This window comes from Algoriphagus resistens (assembly GCF_001442615.1).
Lineage (GTDB): Bacteria > Bacteroidota > Bacteroidia > Cytophagales > Cyclobacteriaceae > Algoriphagus > Algoriphagus resistens.
Genome location: NZ_LMXN01000001.1, coordinates 258,421 through 277,556, shown reverse-complemented (window position 1 = coordinate 277,556; position 19,136 = coordinate 258,421). Strand labels below are relative to the sequence as shown.

Sequence of the window (19,136 nt, the reverse complement as noted above, 5' to 3'; positions counted from 1 at the left end):
TCTTAACGCAATTAGCTATGAAAAAAGCAATTTTTATTTTTGCATGCTTACTCTTCTCCTCAATCCAAATTTCTTACGCACAAGACACGGTAGAAGATGAAATCACTCTCATTCAGTCTTCTTTCGGCATGGATAAGAAACAAATTATTGAGGGATACATGGATCTTTCCGATGAAATAGCACCGGGATTTTGGACAGTTTATCAGGCTTACGAAGAGAGCCGAAAAGAATTGGCAAGGGAGCGCCTGATTATTATCGATGATTTCCTTTCGGATTATGGACAAATGAATGAGGAAACGGCCGACAATTTAGCCAAAAGGACATTGAAAAATGATATGGCCCTTTCCAAACTTCACTCCAGCTTTTACAGGAAATTCAAGAAAGCCACATCTGCACTGGACGCAGCGAAATTTATGCAAATCGATACCTACATCCATAATACCATTAGAAATGCGCTGCAACAGGAATTACCTTTTATCGATCAATAAGAACACAAATTTTTATGAAAAAAAAACTACAACTACTGACACTCGGAATACTGGGATCATGGATGCTGGTTTCCTGCACACCGGATGGTGCTGAGTACATAGACGAACTGGATGTGGTGTACACAAACTACGATGTGAACAATGATTTTGCCTCTTACACTACTTTCGCGGTACCGGATAAAATTGTAAAAATTTCAAATGGAACGGTCAATGCAGCAAATGGGGAGTTTGAGCCTGAGTATTTATCCCCTGCTTATACAGCTGCTATCCTGGCATCCATCCGATCCAATATGCAAGATGCGGGGTACACTGAGGTAGATAAAAGTGCAGACCCGGATCTGATCATTTTGCCTACTGCATTGCAAACTGACCAAATCTTCTTTTACTACGACTGGTGGTATTGGAACTGGTTTTATCCGGGATGGGGACCGGGATGGGGCTGGTATTATCCAGGATATTATCCACCTCAGGTCAGTAGAGTCCGCACGGGTACAATTATGATGCAAATGACCGATCCACAGAATATTTCCGAAACAAATCAGATTCCCGTTGTTTGGACAGGAGTGATCAATGGCTTACTGGAGGGAAGTGAGAATTCTATCAGTGAACGCATCAATACGACTATCGATCAAGCTTTTGAGCAATCACCTTACCTAGCTAAATAATTATGAAAAAATCACTCCTATTAGTAGCACTTCTGGGCATGGTTTTTACCGGAGCTACTCAAGCACAAACCTCACTATTCTCTATCAATTATTCTATTGGCATCCCTACCGGAAACACCGCAGATTATATTGATCAGGTATCAGGCAGGGGAATAAAAGTAGAATACCAACGATTCATTGATCGCAATTTTGCCCTTGGAGGGGAGGCAGGAAATACCACCTTGTACAAGCGCGAATCAAAAAAAGTATATACCGAAGGATCTGCCTCACTTTCCGGAATCCAATACAGATACCTTAACAGCTACCCTATTTTAGTAACCGGCACCTATTATACCAACCAAACTGGAGCGCTGAGACCATATGCGGGTTTAGGAATAGGTACCATCGCCCAAGATAAAAGAGTAGACATGGGGATATTCAGTACGCAAAAGACACATTGGCAGTTTGCAATAAGACCTGAATTGGGTCTTATGTATCGGCCTGCACAGTACGTCGGCTTCAAATTTGGAGCTAAATATTACCAGTCTTTCAGTGGAGATGATCTGGATGGCCAATCAATTATCGGTTTGGATTTTGGGATTATATTCCTACGATAAATTGAATCTTCTATCCTAAAATATTTCCGACAGGCAAACCAATGATGTTACTAGTCGGATAATATTACATTGTATCACTGTCTGCTTGACCAAGACTAATCTAGTTTCTCAAAGGAAGGAAGCTTATCATTGGAAATGATCCAGACATATATTCTCCCAATATCCCGAGACTTAACTGAAATAATTTTCCAAATTATAATAACAAGCATATATCCAGTAAATTAGAATAAAACAAATCGAATTATCTTATGCAAAAGTTATCTTATGCTTGGCTTGTCTTTGTAATGGGAGTCATAGCCTGCAGCACGTCAAATGTAACCGTTGACCAAGGATTGTATGATGATTTTGATCTGAGTAGCTATAAGACCTACTCCTTCTTGGATGTAAATGTAGATGGCACGCACAATGAAAGTTTTAAGTTATCTGTAGACTTTCTCAAAGAAGAAATAAGTAAACAGATGGTTTCCAGAAATTTAACTGAGGACACGTCAAATCCGGAATTGCTAATCAATCTTGGGATTGTAGTAGAAGAAAAAGAACAAACAAGAGAAACAAGTCTTGCGACAGATCCATTTATGTATACAGGTCAGAGAAACTACACCTGGCAGAGTCAAGAAATAGTGGTCAATAAATATAAAGAAGGTACACTTACCGTTCACCTAGTTGATGCCAAAACAAATAAGGCGGTTTGGGTAGGAGTTGTATCCAAGATCATCCCGAATAAACAAGAAAAGAAACAAGCAGCTATAGAGGATGCTGTTTTGGAAGTATTTGAATCAATAGACAAGAATCGAATTAACTAATTGACAAATGAGAAAATCTTATGCAATAGTAGCGCTCATGCTACTGGCTGTAGCGACAGCATGTGCTCCAAGCACTAAAATCACTGGATCCTGGAAAGCGCCAGAAGCCAAAGCAGGCGGATATAGCAATATTTTTGTAACTGCTTTGACCGACAAACTTGTAGCGAGGCAAACTATCGAAAATGACATCGATGCAATCCTTGAGGAAGACGGAATCACGGCAAGTAGCAGTTTTGAGATCATTCCTCCGGGTTTCAAAGCAACACCTGAAAACAAAGAAAAAACCGTGAGCGCCATTCAGGCGGCAGGCCACGACGCTATTCTGACTGTAGCACTTCTTGACCAGACTTCAGAAACCAGATATGTTCCTGGTACTACTATGTACTCTCCTTTAGGCTACGGCGGATACTATGGCGGGTTCTATGGCTACTATTCCTATTACAATCCGGTAATGTATGATCCAGGCTATTATACCACTGATAAAAACTACTACATCGAAATGAATCTTTACGATGCCCAGTCTGAAGCTTTGGTATGGTCCGCACAATCTGAAACTACCAACCCATCTTCCCTTGAATCTTTCTCCAGAACCTTTGCTCAGGCAGTTGAATACCAACTGATCAAAGACGGAATAATTACCAAATAAACTCAAAAGTTCACCTATATAAAAAGCCCCAATAGCATATACTATTGGGGCTTTTATTGTTAGCGACTAAAATAATTATTTAGCTGCATTTTTCTTTGCTGTAACTTCAGCTCTGATTTCCTGTGCAAGATTTTTGATTGCCTGCATGCCTGTTCTTACTCTAGTACCAGCTGCTTTGTTACCGTTTTCGTAGAATTTTGCAAAGTCTGCTTCTAAAGAATCTACCAAATCTTTAACTTCTTGGTGTCTGCTCATAATCGTTTTATTGGTTGGTTATAAATTATACTTGAGCACAATAAACATCATTTATAGTGCCATTAGAAGTCTTTTGGCGTTTATTTTTAATTTTTAGTGAAGAAAAATGATGTTTTCATTAAAACAGTCATTTTATTCAATTTTCAGCAACAATTTATGCTAAAAATTGAGTTTTATATTTTGACAATAAGCGCTTCTATTCTCCACACATTGGCTTATTCTATGCCCAAAAGGTGTTTTCACTAGCTATATTCTCACTCTTTCCCCTTTTTCAGCTGATTCAAGAATAGCCTGAACTATCCGGATATCCCGAAGTCCTTCTTCACCGGGTACTGACTGAGGCTTTCCATCCATTATTGTCTGGGCATCGTTGTCCATTTGCCACACCTGCTCCATGGGTTGCTGAAACGGGATATCAATCTCACCCAAAGGGCTTTTTCCCTTATTGCCAGCATATGCTGAAAACGGTGCCATCTCTATCTTTCCTTTTTCACAGGTAATCGTTAGAAAATTCACGTTTTCAGCAAAGGAAGTTTTAATGGTTCCGATCACACCTCCGGGAAACTCCAGCTCAGCTTCCACAATCTCCCCCAATCCATCTTTATAAATATCCGGGCGCTCAGTCCATACTTTTGCAGCGTTCACAGCAATTGGCTCCATCCCAGATCCCAGTCTAGCACCTTGGATTGAATAAACACCCATATCGTAGATCACCCCTCCCCCCATTTCAAGCTTCTGCTTCCAATGGTCTGTACGATTTTCCCTGTACCCAGCTGCACAATCCAATCCCAGCACTTTCCCTAAGGTCTGTTCTTGTACGATTTTTTGATAAGCCTTGGTATTTGGTTCATGCTGACATCGATAGCCAATTGATAGTGAGACATTCGCATCTTTACAGGCATCAATCATAGCCTGGCACTCCTCCACGGTCATCGCCATAGGCTTTTCACACCAGACATGCTTTCCAGCTTTTGCTGCCCGTATCACATATTCTTTATGCATGGAAGGGGGCAATACAACATATACTACATCTATATCCGGGTTTTCTGCTATAGAATCAAATGTATCGTAATTGTAAATATTTTTCTCGGGGATGTTATACTTTGCCTTCCATGTCGCTGCCTTGGAAGGAGTCCCGGTAACTATCCCTGCGAGATAACATTTTTCGGTCTTCTCCAAAGCCGGGGATAACAAATCAGTACTGTAATAACCCAGGCCGACTAGGGCTACCCCAAGCTTGTCTTTGCGCGACTTTTTTGACGATAATACACTAAAAGGTGATATCATGCTAATTCCTGCGCCAAGCGCAAGAGATTTCAATGTGGTTCTTCTTGAAAGAAAATTCATAGGTTTAAGGTTAAGGGTTTGAGAATTAATATGCTTATCAAGATAACGTTTTCATCTATACCTCCAAAAAATTATTAACTTCAATCCTGGATATACGTTCTAGTCAAGCCTACGACAACATGAAATCAAACATGACTCAAGTCACATACTGGAAAGATTATAATGCATGCGAGATTCCCTATAGCCATTAAAAACCAAAATATAAACACATGAAATCGAGCATGTCGAAAACGACACACCGAGGGATGATTATTCATCGTGCGAGATTCCATATGGTCTTTAAAAACAAATTATATCATATGAAAAACCTTATTCTCTTCATCTTAGTATTGGTGCCTTTTTTCACTCAGGCCCAAGATCAACTACATCCCTACCTTACACTGGAAGATGCTGCAAGAATATCAGATGCTGCACAGGCAAAATCCACCTCAGAAGGCTGGAATATGGTAATTGTAATACTGGATGCCGGCGGACATATGATCTCGCTTCGCAAAATGGACGGCGTTCAAATCGGCAGTATTGATGTAGCGCTGGGTAAAGCAAAGACATCTGTTTACTTCAAACGTCCCACTAAAGTCTTTGAAGATATGATGAAAGGAGAAGGGGGAGCCAGAATTGCCACCTTACCAAATGCAGTTGCAATTGAAGGAGGTCTTCCCATATTCAAGAATGGAATAATCGTGGGAGCAATAGGTATCTCCGGAGCCACCTCGGCCCAGGACGGAATTGTGGCTGCTGCTGGTGTGGAAGCTTATTGATAAAAAACCAATAGTGCTACAGGTTTGTATGCTTTAAGTCCCCGATAGATTGCCTGAGATACTTCGCCAATAAAACGAAGTAGTATCAATCATTTAGGGTAGAAATGATAGAATAATCCGTTGACTTACAGCATTTCTCACATAAGCCCACCTTTTTTTTTGTAGCCAAAGCTTTTCTCATTGCTTCTTTTCCAGTATTAAAGGGACCTAGATAATCCCTATCATAAGCGTCTGGAATATTGTCGCATTCACGATCGTGGACTTCATGCAACCCCTTACTGTTTGGACTAGAAGATAAATAAAAGAATTTCATAAAAAGTACGATGAGTTAATAACTCAAAGATACCTAACAAGGACTTACAAAAATATACCCTATACAGGGTATATTTTCACAGATTAAGCAAAAAGAACCGTACTCAGCTTAGAATAGTCAAACCAAATGTTTTGAAAGCAACATCTCCCACTCTTCCTCCAATGTTAAATCCGGCCTGGTTTCACCTGCTCTTCGGTACCAGTAATCCGCGTTCCATTGGTCTCCTTCTTTTCTATGGAGATAGGCATGGATTCTGGCTGCAGCCTGTCCGCCCAGCTCATCCACTTGATTATGGGCCTTCTCCCAATCTCCATTCCCATCAAACCAAAGAGCCTTTAGTATTGGACTGTAGCGGTTGATTTTATCTGCTGATTCCAGAAAATCAGCAATAATTCTTTTATCTAAAGCCATTTCAACTGTTTTTTTCAAATAAAATAAGCTCTGGTGTAAATCCCTTACTCATCTGTGACTTTTTTGTATATCCTTCAGGCAGCTTTGGGAAACCTGAAACACAGGTACCCAAAAATAGAAAATATGATGAATAATGATAAATCATGAGGTTGTCTCATAAGTCTATTGAAGTGCCTGAGAATTGGCTGTATGAAAATTGACTCAACTACCTATCCGAATAAGACAAAGACTGACCTTCCTTTGGAGACATCCTCCTTACTCGGATAAGTTTACAAGAAATGAACCCTTAAAATTTGACAACTTGTTTTTCGCAATTAGAATTTCCCATATTTATAGCTCAAATATCCATCGTCATGATTTCAAAAAGACTGATTATTTCATTGATCTTCACTTTAGTATGCTGTAAGAAAATTCAAGCGCAAGAGAAAAACTCTAATAAATTAGAATCGGCAATTCAAGATTTGGTTGCGTCTTTTCACGGAGATATAGGCATTTATTTGGAACATCTTCCTAGCGGAAACACGATTGAGATCAATTCGGACACCATCTTCCCCACTGCCAGTATTGTAAAATTACCTATACTTTTGGGCGTATTTGACAAAATAGAAAAAGGAGAGCTTCACTACCACGAATCTTTGATGTATAGGGATTCAATCAAATATGGCGGTTCGGGAATTATGCAATTTTTCAAAGATTCCACCCAAACTGACCTAAGCACGCTGCTCGCTCTGATGCTTAGCTATTCAGACAACACTACCTCTCTTTGGAATCAGTCACTTGCTGGAGGAGGAATTCAAATAAATCAGGTGATGGATCAATTAGGTTATAAAACCACCCGGGTAAACAGCCGTACTGAGGGCAGAGAACGGAGTTGGGAAAAGTATGGTTGGGGGCAGACCACTCCCAAAGAAATGGCAGATATTCTTGTTCGATTAAATGCGGGCGAACTGATTAGCACTGCTGCCTCCGAATTGATGTATAGATTGCTGTCCAACACTTTTTATACCGATTATGCTATTTCGGGAATTCCACCGGGAATTAATGTGGCGAGTAAGCAAGGAATGGTTAATGCCTCCCGATCTGAAGTCTTTTTGGTAAATTCTCCACAGGGAGATTATGTATGCGCAGTTTTTACCAAAAACAATGTGGATCAAAGCTGGGAATTTGACAATGAAGCTTGGATATTGACAAGGAAGCTTTCTAACCTGATTTGGAATTATTTCAATCCAAATCTCCCTTACAAACAACCCGAGGGATACCAAAAATACTTAGAGGGTCTCCCCTATTAATCTGTTCTAACCAAGTTCTGTTCCAACCCCTGGCATTGCCCTATTTCCCTGGACTTCCCTGGGATGAACAAAGTATGGGCTAACTTGGACCGCCACATGCAGGGGTATAACCGCTCTATAAACATTTTTCGAATGATACCTTCAAACTCTCGATTAGTATATCCACTGAAACGAGGATGACTGTTATAACAAAAAGAAATCAATTTACTGTGCACAAACAGCCACCATATATTTAAACTATTGAATTACAATAACTTAATAAAATATACGCACCAGCTGTTATAAAACAAGCTGCATTATCATTCATGGGGATTACTGCCTACACAGGCAGTAATTGTATAAAACTTATAAGATTTTAGCAATCTCCACCTTTTTTCATTTTGCCAAATTTCAATAATTCCGAAGTATTCCTACAAGCACCTGAAATCAAACATTGGTTTCATTGCATAATTGTCAATAAATTCTTCTAAAACAGCGATTTAAACAATTATAATTCGCAATTGGTCGGTAAAGGAGAAGTTATATATTTGCTCAATTAACAATCTCAAAATTTACAGTACGATATTACGATATACTTTATGGAACAAGCTTTGATTTATATGGTCCCAGCATTGGGACTGGTGGGCCTCGTCGTGATGGCCATTAAATCCGCCTGGGTTACCAAGCAGGAAACAGGCGATAAAAACATGATGGAACTTGCAGGCTATATTGCAGATGGAGCCATGGCATTTTTAAAGGCTGAATGGAAAGTCCTCTCCTATTTTGCGGTTATTGCGGTTATCCTTTTGGCCTGGTCGGGAATGTCAGTGGAGACCTCCAGTCCGGTGATTGCCATCTCCTTTCTTATCGGAGCTATATTTTCAGCATTCGCCGGATATATAGGAATGAATATCGCAACGAAAGCTAATGTCCGTACCACTCAAGCAGCAAGAACGAGTTTGAAGCATGCGCTTAAAGTATCCTTTACGGGAGGATCTGTCATGGGGCTTGGCGTTGCAGGTTTGGCAGTATTAGGTCTTGGATCCTTATTTATCCTGTTCTATCATTGGTATGTTCAAAGTGTAGGCGCCGGTGTAAATGGTGTTGAGATGGAAAAAGCGCTTGAGGTACTTGCAGGTTTTTCCTTGGGAGCTGAATCAATTGCTCTTTTTGCCCGTGTTGGGGGTGGTATTTATACTAAAGCTGCAGATGTAGGAGCCGATTTGGTGGGAAAAGTGGAAGCCGGAATTCCTGAAGATGATGTAAGGAATCCTGCAACTATAGCAGACAATGTAGGTGACAATGTAGGGGATGTGGCAGGAATGGGTGCCGATTTGTTTGGTTCCTATGTTGCCACCATCCTTGCCACGATGGTTTTGGGACGTGAGATTGTATCAGTTGATAATTTCGGAGGGATTGCCCCTATTCTACTTCCAATGGTATTGGCGGGTTTAGGGATTGTATTCTCAATACTTGGAATGTTCTTCGTAACTATCAAAAATGACAAAGGCGATGTGCAGCATGCCTTGAATATGGGAAACTGGTCATCTATAGTATTCACAGGCATCGCCTCATTTTTTGTGGTAAAATACATGCTTCCCGAAACCCTGACTATCCGCGGATATGACTTCACCAATATGGATGTCTTCTATGCCATTATCCTTGGGCTGGTAGTAGGGACTTTGATGAGTATCATCACTGAATATTATACTGCAATGGGTAAAAGACCAGTTAAATCCATCATCCAGCAATCGGCGACAGGCCATGCCACCAACATCATTGCAGGGCTGGCCGTGGGAATGGAGTCTACAGTATTACCGATACTGGTATTGGCAGGTGGCATCATGGGGTCTTATGCTTTTGCGGGACTTTATGGCGTAGCTATCGCCGCTGCTGGGATGATGGCAACTACCGCAATGCAGCTTGCCATTGATGCTTTTGGCCCGATCGCAGATAATGCGGGCGGCATCGCGGAGATGAGTCAGCTTCCTGAGGAGGTAAGACACCGTACAGATATTTTGGATGCAGTAGGTAACACTACCGCCGCATCAGGTAAAGGGTTTGCAATTGCTTCGGCTGCTTTGACCTCATTGGCTTTATTTGCAGCATTTGTAGGAGTAGCCGGGATAGATGCCATAGATATTTTCAAAGCCCCGGTTTTGGCATCCCTGTTTGTAGGGGGGATGATTCCGTTCATATTTTCTTCCCTGGCCATCGCTGCTGTGGGAAGGGCAGCTATGGATATGGTGAATGAAGTAAGGCGCCAATTCAGAGAAATCCCAGGGATTATGGAATACAAAGCCAAACCCGAATATGAAAAATGTGTAGAAATCTCTACTAAGGCTTCTCTTCGTGAAATGCTTTTTCCCGGGGCAATAGCACTGATCACTCCTCTGCTGATTGGTTTTGGTTTTCAGGGTGTATTTGAGCAGGTCTCTTCCGCTGAAATGCTGGGAGGCTTACTTGCAGGTGTGACAGTTTCAGGCGTTTTGATGGGCATGTTCCAGTCCAATGCCGGCGGAGCTTGGGATAATGCAAAGAAGTCTTTTGAAAAAGGTGTAGAAATAGACGGTGAGATGTACTACAAAAAGTCTGAGCCCCATAAAGCTTCAGTAACGGGTGATACAGTTGGTGATCCATTCAAAGACACTTCCGGACCATCTATGAATATACTCATTAAATTGATGTCTATCGTTGCGCTGATTATTGCTCCCCACATCAGTCAAAACTCCCACTCCGGGTCTATCTCAGAGAAAGTCACTATCAAAAAAGAAATGAACTACGAAGACGGAAAAAAAGCAGTTTCAGAAACACGGATAGAAACAAAGAAGCCAGACTGATATTCTTCTCTTTCCACGCTCAAAAGACTGCCTAACTGAAGGCAGTCTTTTTTTTAACCTCAGCTACAAACACTTAGCTGATTATTGCTAGTATCCGGAATATAATACGGCATAAACCGGCAACAACAAATATTATTTGAGCTAAAATTAATTATTAACGTTTTGTTAAAAATCCGTACGAAAAAATTGAAATAACCATTGTATTATTATTAATTTATGAAATAATGCTAGTTAGAATAAGCAAAATCCGCTTGCTTTTCATCCAATTTTCATTCATCTGATCAATTTAAAGGGGATTGGTAAACAAGTTTAAAGTCGGCCATTTCCCCAGTACGCTATTCTGATCACTGGAAACCTAACTTCCTTACAAAGATTCTTTTATGCTTACAAATCGATGTTAACCAGTGCAGTAATTTGCCAGATATACTACTAAAATCAATTTAATACGAAATAAATACAATACACATGAAGAAAAATTACGCAATAACATTGCTTTTTCTCTTAGGGTTTCTGGCCAGCATGCCGCTCTATGCACAGCAGACAATCCAAGGAAAAGTAACCGCTCAGGAAGATGGCAATCCGCTTCCCGGTGTGAGTATCGTAATCCAGGGTACCTCCATAGGTACCGTGACTGACTTGGATGGTAACTATTCCATTTCTGTACCAGGATCTGAATCGGTTCTGGTTTATTCTTTTATAGGATATACTACCCAACGTAAAATTGTGGGCAATACATCTGAAATCAACATCGCTTTGACAGAAGATGTATCTCAGCTCGGTGAAGTAGTAGTGACTGCGTTGGGCATCACCAGAGATGAGCGGTCCATCGGTTATGCCACACAAGAAGTAACAGGTGAAAATCTTACGTATACCAAGGAACAAAATGTATTGGGTTCGCTTTCTGGTAAAGTAGCAGGTGTTCAGGTTACTGGCTCATCCGGGGCAAGCATGGGAGGAACCCAGAAAATCAAAATCAGGGGAGTCAACTCCATTTCCGGAGGCGGAGAGCCATTGATGGTAGTGGATGGAACACCTATTTCCAATTCAAATTTCTCAGGTTCGTCAGGGCAGGATTATGGAAATCTTGGACAGGATATCAACCCAGAAGACATTGAGACAATCAATGTCCTAAAAGGCCCAGCTGCATCTGCACTTTACGGGATCAGAGGGCAGTATGGAGTAATTATGATCACAACTAAAAAAGGAAAGAAGGGTTCTGATGTGAAGGTAGAATTGAGTTCTGCTGTATTCGTGGATAAAGTAGCCAATCTAATGCCGTATCAAAATCTCTATGGAGGCGGATCCAGTCAGACCTGGAGAACACTTCCGAACGGAGACAAGTACGTGGACATGTCTGTGGATGAAAGTTGGGGGCCAAAGATGGACGGCACTTTAGCCCGTCATGTCATGAGTTTTTATGCTCAGGATCCTACGTATGGTCAGCTAACCCCTTTTATAGCGCACCCTGATAATATCAAAGACTATTACCAAACGGGTACAAACGTGAATAACGGAGTAACTATTACCGGCGGCGGAGCCAATTCCAACTTCAGGGTAAGCTTAAATGACACACGTATCCAGGGCGTTGAACCAAACACTTCCCTTAAAAGAAACAATGTAGGGCTGGGACTAGGGGTTGATCTTACCGATAAGCTAAGAATCACGACAAACATCAACTACGCCGCAAACAAAGGGAGAAGACCAGGTCAGGGTTCAGAAGACGGATCCAGGTATTTGGGGCAATGGTTCCAGCGCTCTCTTGACATGAACAGACTGAAAGATTATAAATATGACGATGGGACGTTTCTTCACTGGAACCTTCGAAGACCAAGTACATCTACCGGTGAAGTGTCCAACTTCAATCCGCTTTATTGGGCAAATCCCTATTTCCTTGCTTACGAAAACTATAGTGATGATAACCGGGACAGATTTTTCGGAGATGTAGGTGTTTCCTATCAGATCTTACCTGAATTGAAAGTAAGTGCATTTGTCAGATCGGATACGTACACCCAAAACATCAATTCCAGAGCTTCTTTCGGAGGAACTGGTGTCTCAGGCTATTCCATAGGAAAATATCAAAACACTGAGATGAACTATGAACTTTTGGCCCAATACAATAAAGTCTGGAACAAATTATCTCTTGATGCAAATGTGGGCGGGAACTTATACGACAGAAATTATTCATACCTTTCTATGGCTACAGTAGGAGGATTGACTTCTCCTGGCTTTTATAATATAGATGCCTCTATAGATAGACCGGAAACCAATTCATATCAGCAAAACAAGCAAATCAAAAGTGCTTACGCGATGGTTTCATTGGGATACAACAACACCTACTTCGTAGATGCTTCCCTTAGAAATGATAACTCCAGCACACTGCCCGTTGATAACAATTCGTATTGGTATCCATCCATTTCAGCTTCCTGGGTATTCAGTGAACTGATCAGATCCCAGACGATGACACTCGGTAAACTCAGGTTAAGTTATGCCCAGGCAGGTTCAGATCTAAGTCCATACAGCACCACGTCCTTCTTCGATGTAGGCACTAATTATTCCACTACAAATACTCTGACTGTTCCTGACAATCTTAACAATCCGAATATCAAGCCATCTTTCGCCCACTCCTACGAAGCTGGTGTGGATTTTAAATTTTACGAGGGAAGAGTGGGACTGTCCTTTACATACTATAATCAGAGAAACGAAAATCAAATCCTGAATCTGGATGTATCCGGGACAAGCGGATATGGCTCAGCTACCATTAATGCAGGTGAAATTGTAAACAAAGGTCTTGAATTGGCAATAACCGCTACTCCTTTCAGATTAGATGATTTCAATTGGGACATCTCGTTTAATCTAAGCAGAAATAGAAACGAAGTAGTAGAGCTCTACCCTGGCATTGACGTATATCAATATGGAAGCACCACTTACTCTTCCACTTCCAGTTATTTAAACTCCTATGTAGGCAAGCCATTCGGCAGCCTGGTAGGACAGGCCTACCAGAGAGATGAAGCCACAGGCAAAATCCTACTGGGAAGCAACAATATGCCGCTTTATACAGATGCAACACATGATTTTGGAACTGTTTTGCCTGACTTTACCGGTGGTTTTCAAAACGTCCTGAATTACAGAAACTTCCAGTTGGCCGCTATGATAGACTTTCAGGCCGGTGGTCAGTTTTTCTCAAGATCTAAAATGCTGGCTGTAAGAACAGGACTTGATCCTGTTTCCGCTGCCACCAATGACAAAGGCATGAATGTGAGAGATCCATTGGAAGATGGTGGTGGGGTAAAAGTAGAAGGAATCTCAGCTGAGACCGGTGAAGAAGTCACTGCCTATGTAGATGCCAAAGCATACTATGGAGTAGTCGGACGTAGAATCTACGAAGACTGGCTATACGATGCATCTTTTATCAGGCTGAGAGAAGTGAGCCTGGGCTATAATTTTAATAAGGGCCAGTACGCAAGACTTCCCGTGGAAAACGTACGGGTTGCTTTGGTAGGCAGAAATCTGGCCATGCTATTCCAGAATGCCCCAAAAGGGATCAACCCTGCTGAGCTTTCTACAGGCTCACAGGCTATCGGGTGGTATGAATCAGGACAATTGCCAAGTGTCCGTTCGTTTGGCTTCAATCTTAACGTTACCTTCTAATTACAGAAAACATGAAAAAGCTTAATATAATGATCGTTTCAGCTCTTCTGTTGGCGGGCTGTAACAATTTTGATGACGACATCAACATCAACCCTAACAAGCCAGGTCAGGCATCCGGTACGCAATTAATTGCCAACGCAATGCTTTCTCTACCAGGACTCAGTTCTTCCCCTCAGGGAGAATTTATGTCCCAATACCTCAGTGAAACACAGTATGTGAATGCTTCCCTTTACCCCCAATCCTCCACGAGCTTTTATGGCTGGTATCAGGGACCACTTATGAACCTGGAGACCGTCCTGAATGCGGAGCAGCTAAGCAGTTTGGAAGGTCCGGTAGCAAACCAGCTTGCTGTTGCAAAAATCCTGAAGTCTTATTACATCTGGAACCTGACTGATCGATGGGGTGATATACCTTATACAGAAGCCCTAAAGGGCCTAGCCAATTTTACTCCCGCTTATGATACCCAGGAATTTATCTACACAGACCTTTTCAAGGTACTCGATGAAGCCGCTGCCCAGATCGTAGCAGGGAATATTTCCAATGACATCATTTATGAAGGGGACATGGTCAAGTGGGCAAAACTGGCCAACACCATTCAAATGCTTATGGCGCTACGGCTTTCTGAGGTAAATCCCGCCTTAGGCAGGGAAAAATTTACTGAAGCAATGCAGGCAGGTGTTTTGGAATCGAACGACGACAACTTGGTATTCAGACATCTGGAGGATGCCAACAACCAGAATTATTGGTACGGCCAGGTTAATGTGCAGGAAAGAGAGTGGTGGGCGATCAGCTCGACCCTGATGGACAAAATGAAGTCTGTCAGCGACCCCCGATTAAAGATATATGCCAATCCCAATAGAACGGACGGCGAATACACCGGGTTGGTTTTTGGTGAAACAGAGGATATTGACACCGAAAAATATGCATTGCTTGGAGATGCAATCCACGCACAGGATGCCCCGGTACAACTTGTTACTTATGCCCAGGTATTGTTTGCCCAGGCAGAAGCTGCCAAATTAGGCTGGATAGCAGGAGATGATACCAGCGCGGAAGAGCACTACAACCTGGCTATCGAAGCTTCTATGGAGCAATGGGGAGCAGACACCAGCGGACTAGAGGAATTCATGATGCAGCCTGGAATTGCTTACAATCCTGCCGCAGCCATTGAGCAAATCGCCACCCAGCGATGGGTGCACCTCTTCATGCATGGCTATGAAGGATGGGCCGAGTATCGCCGAACTGGTTATCCGGACAATATGGTGGCACCTGGAGGAGCGGAAGTTCCAAACAGACAGATCTACATCGAGACAGAGCAATTCAATAATACAGAAAACTACAATGAAGCGGTCCAGAGACAATTCGGAGGATCCGAGAGTCTATATGGAAACGTCTGGTGGGATGTCAATTAATTAGAAGTTGATTACAATAATAGGAGGCTGTTTCAAAAGCAGCCTGTTTAGAAGGCTAGCCGGTAATCGGCTAGCCTTTCTTGTTTTAGCTTAAAAGTACACGATAAAGAATCTGTTCCCCAACATTTCAGACACAACAAGGGAGAAGTAAATACTTGGCCAAAGCAATAGCAGAACAGCTTCGGATATCTCCCCAACTGCTCAGCTAACTATTGCCTGTATTCAAAATATAATACGGCAAAAACCCGCATCAACAAATATTCTTTGAGCCCGAAATAATTATTTATGTTTTGTAAAAAATCCGTGTTAAAAAATTGAAATAACCCATGCATTATTCTTAATTTATGAAACAATGCCAGGTAGATTAAGCTCAAATTGTCCAATTATCATCCATTATCTATATAATAGGTTAATTTGAAAGGTTGTAGGTCAGAATTTTGAGAACTCATTTAAGTTCTAAAATTCAATTGGGTTTCTAGACTATAACTCACTGGAAATATGACATGTACCCTTTAATCCCTTAAAACCAATGCAGTAATTTGCCAGATATACTACTGAAACCAATTAATACTAAATAAATACAAAACACATGAAGAAAAACTACGCAATTACATTGCTTTTTCTTTTGGGCTTTCTGGCCAGCATGCCACTCTATGCCCAGCAGACAGTCCAAGGAAAAGTAACCTCACAGCAAGACGGCAATCCGCTTCCCGGTGTGAGTATCGTAATCCAAGGCACTACGACAGGTGCTGTGACAGACTTGGACGGAAACTATTCCATTTCAGTCCCAAGTTCTGAAACGGTATTGGTATTCTCATTCATTGGCTTTGAGACTGTCAATCGGGTTGTCGGAAACAATTCGACGATCAATGTAGCTATGCCGTCAGAAACAGCCGACCTGGACGAGTTTATTGTGACCGCTTTTGGGATATCCCAAGAAAAGAAATCTTTGGGGTATTCAGCTCAAAGCATAGACTCCGATGCGATCACTACCTCACGTCAACCCAACGTAGTGAATGCACTTCAGGGACAGGTGCCAGGTGTTCAAATAACGAACTCTGGCGGTGCTCCAGGACAATCTGCCAGGATCATCATTAGGGGAATTAACTCCCTTGACCCCAATGCAGATAACCAGCCACTTTTTGTGGTAGATGGGGTACCAGTGGATAATTCCACGGTTGAATCAGGGGATGGCCGCACGCCACGTGGGATGACCAACAGAATCGCTGATATAAATCCCAATGATATCGAGACCATGTCTGTATTGAAAGGGGCCGCCGCAACCGCTCTTTATGGGGTGCGCGCTGCTAATGGCGCGGTGATCATTACCACCAAAAAAGGCAAGGATGGTCAGGTACAAGTAAACTTCAATAGCTCCATTGGCTTTGACCAACTGGTAAAAAAACCTAAACTACAAGATGAATATGGACAAGGATTCTCTGGAGTGCGGGATGACAATAGTTTCTGGCCATCCTGGGGAGCAAATATTGCTGAAGAAAATGATCCAAATTATGTGTATCAGGATAACTGGAATAAGGCATTTGACACTGGAGTAAATTTTGACAATAGCCTTAGTGTATCAGGAGGAAATGAAAAAGCGACTTTCTATACCTCAATCGGACGTACTGACCAAAAAGGAATTATCCCTTTCTCTGATTGGGATAGAACCACGGCAAAACTTTCCGGAACACTTAAAGCCAGCGAAAAATTCAACATGTCAGCCTCTATCAACTTCTCCAACTCTGGAGGAAATAGAGTTCCTCATGACAGATTCCTGGAGCGTATGATGTACTGGTCAGAAACTACTGATGTAAGTGATTACATCAATGAAGATGGAACGATGAAGTCAGCCGGAGGAAATACAAACCCTATTTATGACGCCCGCTTTGCAACTTATGAAGATGACGTAAACCGTATCATTGGCAATATTAATCTTAATTACAGTCCTACAGACTGGATGATGTTTTCTTATCGCTTGGGTACAGACTTCTACAGTGACAATAGGAAAGAAATCTTACCTGGACCCATCGGCATAGAAGGCGAGCAGGCTTTAGACTCCCAAGGATTTTTAGAAGAAACACGGATCGCCAGCAAAGATATTTCATCCAACTTCTACATTACTCTGAAGAAACAGTGGAATTCGGACTGGAATACCCAGTTACGTTTGGGAAATGATGTATTTCAACGAAGATTTGACCGTGTCACTGCTACAGGTGTAAATTATGTCATTCCAGAATTCTATGACCTAAGCAATACCTCACAAGTATTTACAGATCAACACAAGACCATCAGGAGATTAGTCGGCTTCTATGGTGATCTAATGATCGATTACAAGAACTTTCTCTTTTTAAACATTACAGGGAGAAATGATATTTCTTCAACGCTTCCCAAAGAGAATAATTCTTTCTTCTACCCTTCTTTCAACGTAGGGTATGTGTTTAGTGAGAACTGGGACCTACCTTCTTGGGTCACCTTTGGGAAACTGAGAGCTTCCTGGGCTCAAGTGGGTAAAGATACTGACCCCCACATTTTGGGCGCCACCTTTGTAGCTCCTTCTGTCTTCCCGCTAAACGCTCAAGTAGGTTATTCTAAAAACTCTGTTTTTGGGGACCCTGAACTGAAACCAGAAAGAACTACCTCTCTTGAATTTGGAGCTCAGTTTGCTTTCTTCAATAACAAAGTGAACCTGGATGTAACCTATTACAAATCAAATGCAGCAGACCAAATCATTCCTGTTCCTATTTCTGATGCCACTGGATTTTCATCTTACATTACCAATGCCGGTGAGATCGAAAACAGAGGATTTGAGATTCTGTTGGGAGGAACACCAATTGAACGTGGAGATTTTAGATGGAATGTCTCCGCTAATCTCACCACGAATAACAACGAAGTAAAAGAGATCAGGGAAGGAATAGAAGAAATAGTGGTGGGAAGTCAATTCGGGTATGTAGGTTCTACTGTCACAATGATCTTAAGAGAAGGAGAGCCGTATGGCAACATTTATGGTTCTTCATATGTCCGTCCGGGAGCCGATCCAAACGCAACTGTTCTGGACAGGGATCTGCCGAAATTGATTGACGCAAATGGCTTTCCTGCCCGAACAGCCGATCAACTTATTCTTGGAAATGCTGTTCCGAAATTTTTCGGAGGCTTGAAAAATGATTTTTCTTACAAAGGCTTCGAACTCTCTGTCTTAATTGATTTCCGTGCTGGTCTTGAGCAATACAATCAGTTTGCAAATTTCCTTTCAGCATTTGGTAAACATGAAGATTCTGAAAGAAGAAATAAAACGATGGTTTTCCCTGGGATTATAGCTGATGGCTCTCAAAACACCAAAGAAGTATGGCTTGGTCAAGGAATAGGACCTGATGGCGTAGATTATGGCGCGGGCTATTGGAGAAATGCATACAGAGGAGTTTCTGAAAACTTTGTAAATGATGCGAGCTACATTAAACTTAGAAACATCACATTGGCTTACAATCTAGCTCCAAGTGTGCTTGAACGGACTCCTTTCCGAACTGCCAGATTCTCAGTTGCCGCCAATAACATCATTCTGTCCACTCCGTGGGATGGCTTTGACCCTGAATCCTTTTCAGCGGGTGCAGGAGGAAACGCAATTGGATTTACCGGACTAGGATTCCCTGGCGTTCAAAGCTATTATTTCACGCTGAACTTGGGATTGTAAACTT

The 19,136-nt window shown here is 41.9% G+C and carries 14 protein-coding genes; 11 read left to right on the top strand and 3 right to left on the bottom strand.

All coding sequences use genetic code 11. The annotated features are described in order from the left end of the window. The first annotated feature begins 17 nt into the window (after positions 1-17). The 5 genes from AS141_RS01005 (at position 18) to AS141_RS00985 (ending at position 3,198) form a co-directional block, all read left to right on the top strand. Entirely contained in the window at positions 18-488 is a 471-nt protein-coding gene (locus tag AS141_RS01005; protein WP_057935753.1) for a hypothetical protein, read from the top strand. A gap of 14 nt (positions 489-502) precedes the next feature. Next, positions 503-1,153, top strand: coding sequence for a DUF4136 domain-containing protein (locus AS141_RS01000; RefSeq protein WP_057935752.1), 651 nt, complete (start codon positions 503-505; stop codon positions 1,151-1,153). Between the two features lie 2 nt (positions 1,154-1,155). Continuing rightward, positions 1,156-1,749 carry an outer membrane beta-barrel protein gene (locus AS141_RS00995; RefSeq protein ID WP_057935751.1) on the top strand — a complete coding sequence of 198 codons (594 nt, stop codon included), beginning with the start codon at positions 1,156-1,158 and terminating at the stop codon, positions 1,747-1,749. 248 nt (positions 1,750-1,997) lie between these two features. Further along, positions 1,998-2,552: a DUF4136 domain-containing protein gene (locus AS141_RS00990; RefSeq protein WP_057935750.1), complete on the top strand. Its 555-nt coding sequence runs from the start codon at positions 1,998-2,000 to the stop codon at positions 2,550-2,552. A 7-nt stretch (positions 2,553-2,559) separates the two neighbouring features. Beyond that, complete coding sequence (locus AS141_RS00985; protein ID WP_057935749.1) at positions 2,560-3,198, top strand: hypothetical protein; 639 nt, start codon at positions 2,560-2,562, stop codon at positions 3,196-3,198. 75 nt (positions 3,199-3,273) lie between these two features. Here the strand turns inward: AS141_RS00985 and AS141_RS00980 are convergent, their stop codons facing one another. Further along, positions 3,274-3,453 (bottom strand): histone H1, encoded by a 180-nt coding sequence (locus AS141_RS00980; RefSeq protein ID WP_057935748.1) that lies wholly within the window; start codon positions 3,451-3,453, stop codon positions 3,274-3,276. A 246-nt stretch (positions 3,454-3,699) separates the two neighbouring features. Further along, positions 3,700-4,800, bottom strand: coding sequence for a Gfo/Idh/MocA family protein (locus tag AS141_RS00975; protein ID WP_057935747.1), 1,101 nt, complete (start codon positions 4,798-4,800; stop codon positions 3,700-3,702). 299 nt (positions 4,801-5,099) lie between these two features. Here AS141_RS00975 and AS141_RS00970 point away from each other — a divergent pair, with 299 nt between their 5' ends. After that, positions 5,100-5,558 (top strand): GlcG/HbpS family heme-binding protein, encoded by a 459-nt coding sequence (locus AS141_RS00970; protein WP_082632119.1) that lies wholly within the window; start codon positions 5,100-5,102, stop codon positions 5,556-5,558. Between the two features lie 430 nt (positions 5,559-5,988). On the opposite strand, the gene AS141_RS00960 is transcribed toward AS141_RS00970, so the two are convergent. After that, on the bottom strand, positions 5,989-6,282 hold the full coding sequence (locus AS141_RS00960; RefSeq protein WP_057935744.1) for a hypothetical protein: 294 nt from the start codon (positions 6,280-6,282) through the stop codon (positions 5,989-5,991). Between the two features lie 353 nt (positions 6,283-6,635). Here AS141_RS00960 and AS141_RS00955 point away from each other — a divergent pair, with 353 nt between their 5' ends. The 5 genes from AS141_RS00955 (at position 6,636) to AS141_RS00935 (ending at position 19,132) form a co-directional block, all read left to right on the top strand. Continuing rightward, the gene (locus AS141_RS00955) at positions 6,636-7,571 is read left to right on the top strand and encodes a serine hydrolase (protein WP_057935743.1); all 936 of its coding nucleotides are present in this window, start codon (positions 6,636-6,638) and stop codon (positions 7,569-7,571) included. Between the two features lie 578 nt (positions 7,572-8,149). Further along, on the top strand, positions 8,150-10,390 hold the full coding sequence (locus AS141_RS00950; RefSeq protein WP_057935742.1) for a sodium-translocating pyrophosphatase: 2,241 nt from the start codon (positions 8,150-8,152) through the stop codon (positions 10,388-10,390). 465 nt (positions 10,391-10,855) lie between these two features. Then, positions 10,856-14,038: a SusC/RagA family TonB-linked outer membrane protein gene (locus AS141_RS00945; protein ID WP_057935741.1), complete on the top strand. Its 3,183-nt coding sequence runs from the start codon at positions 10,856-10,858 to the stop codon at positions 14,036-14,038. An 11-nt stretch (positions 14,039-14,049) separates the two neighbouring features. Further along, complete coding sequence (locus AS141_RS00940; RefSeq protein ID WP_057935740.1) at positions 14,050-15,447, top strand: SusD/RagB family nutrient-binding outer membrane lipoprotein; 1,398 nt, start codon at positions 14,050-14,052, stop codon at positions 15,445-15,447. A 589-nt stretch (positions 15,448-16,036) separates the two neighbouring features. Continuing rightward, complete coding sequence (locus tag AS141_RS00935; protein ID WP_057935739.1) at positions 16,037-19,132, top strand: SusC/RagA family TonB-linked outer membrane protein; 3,096 nt, start codon at positions 16,037-16,039, stop codon at positions 19,130-19,132. Positions 19,133-19,136 lie beyond the last annotated feature (4 nt).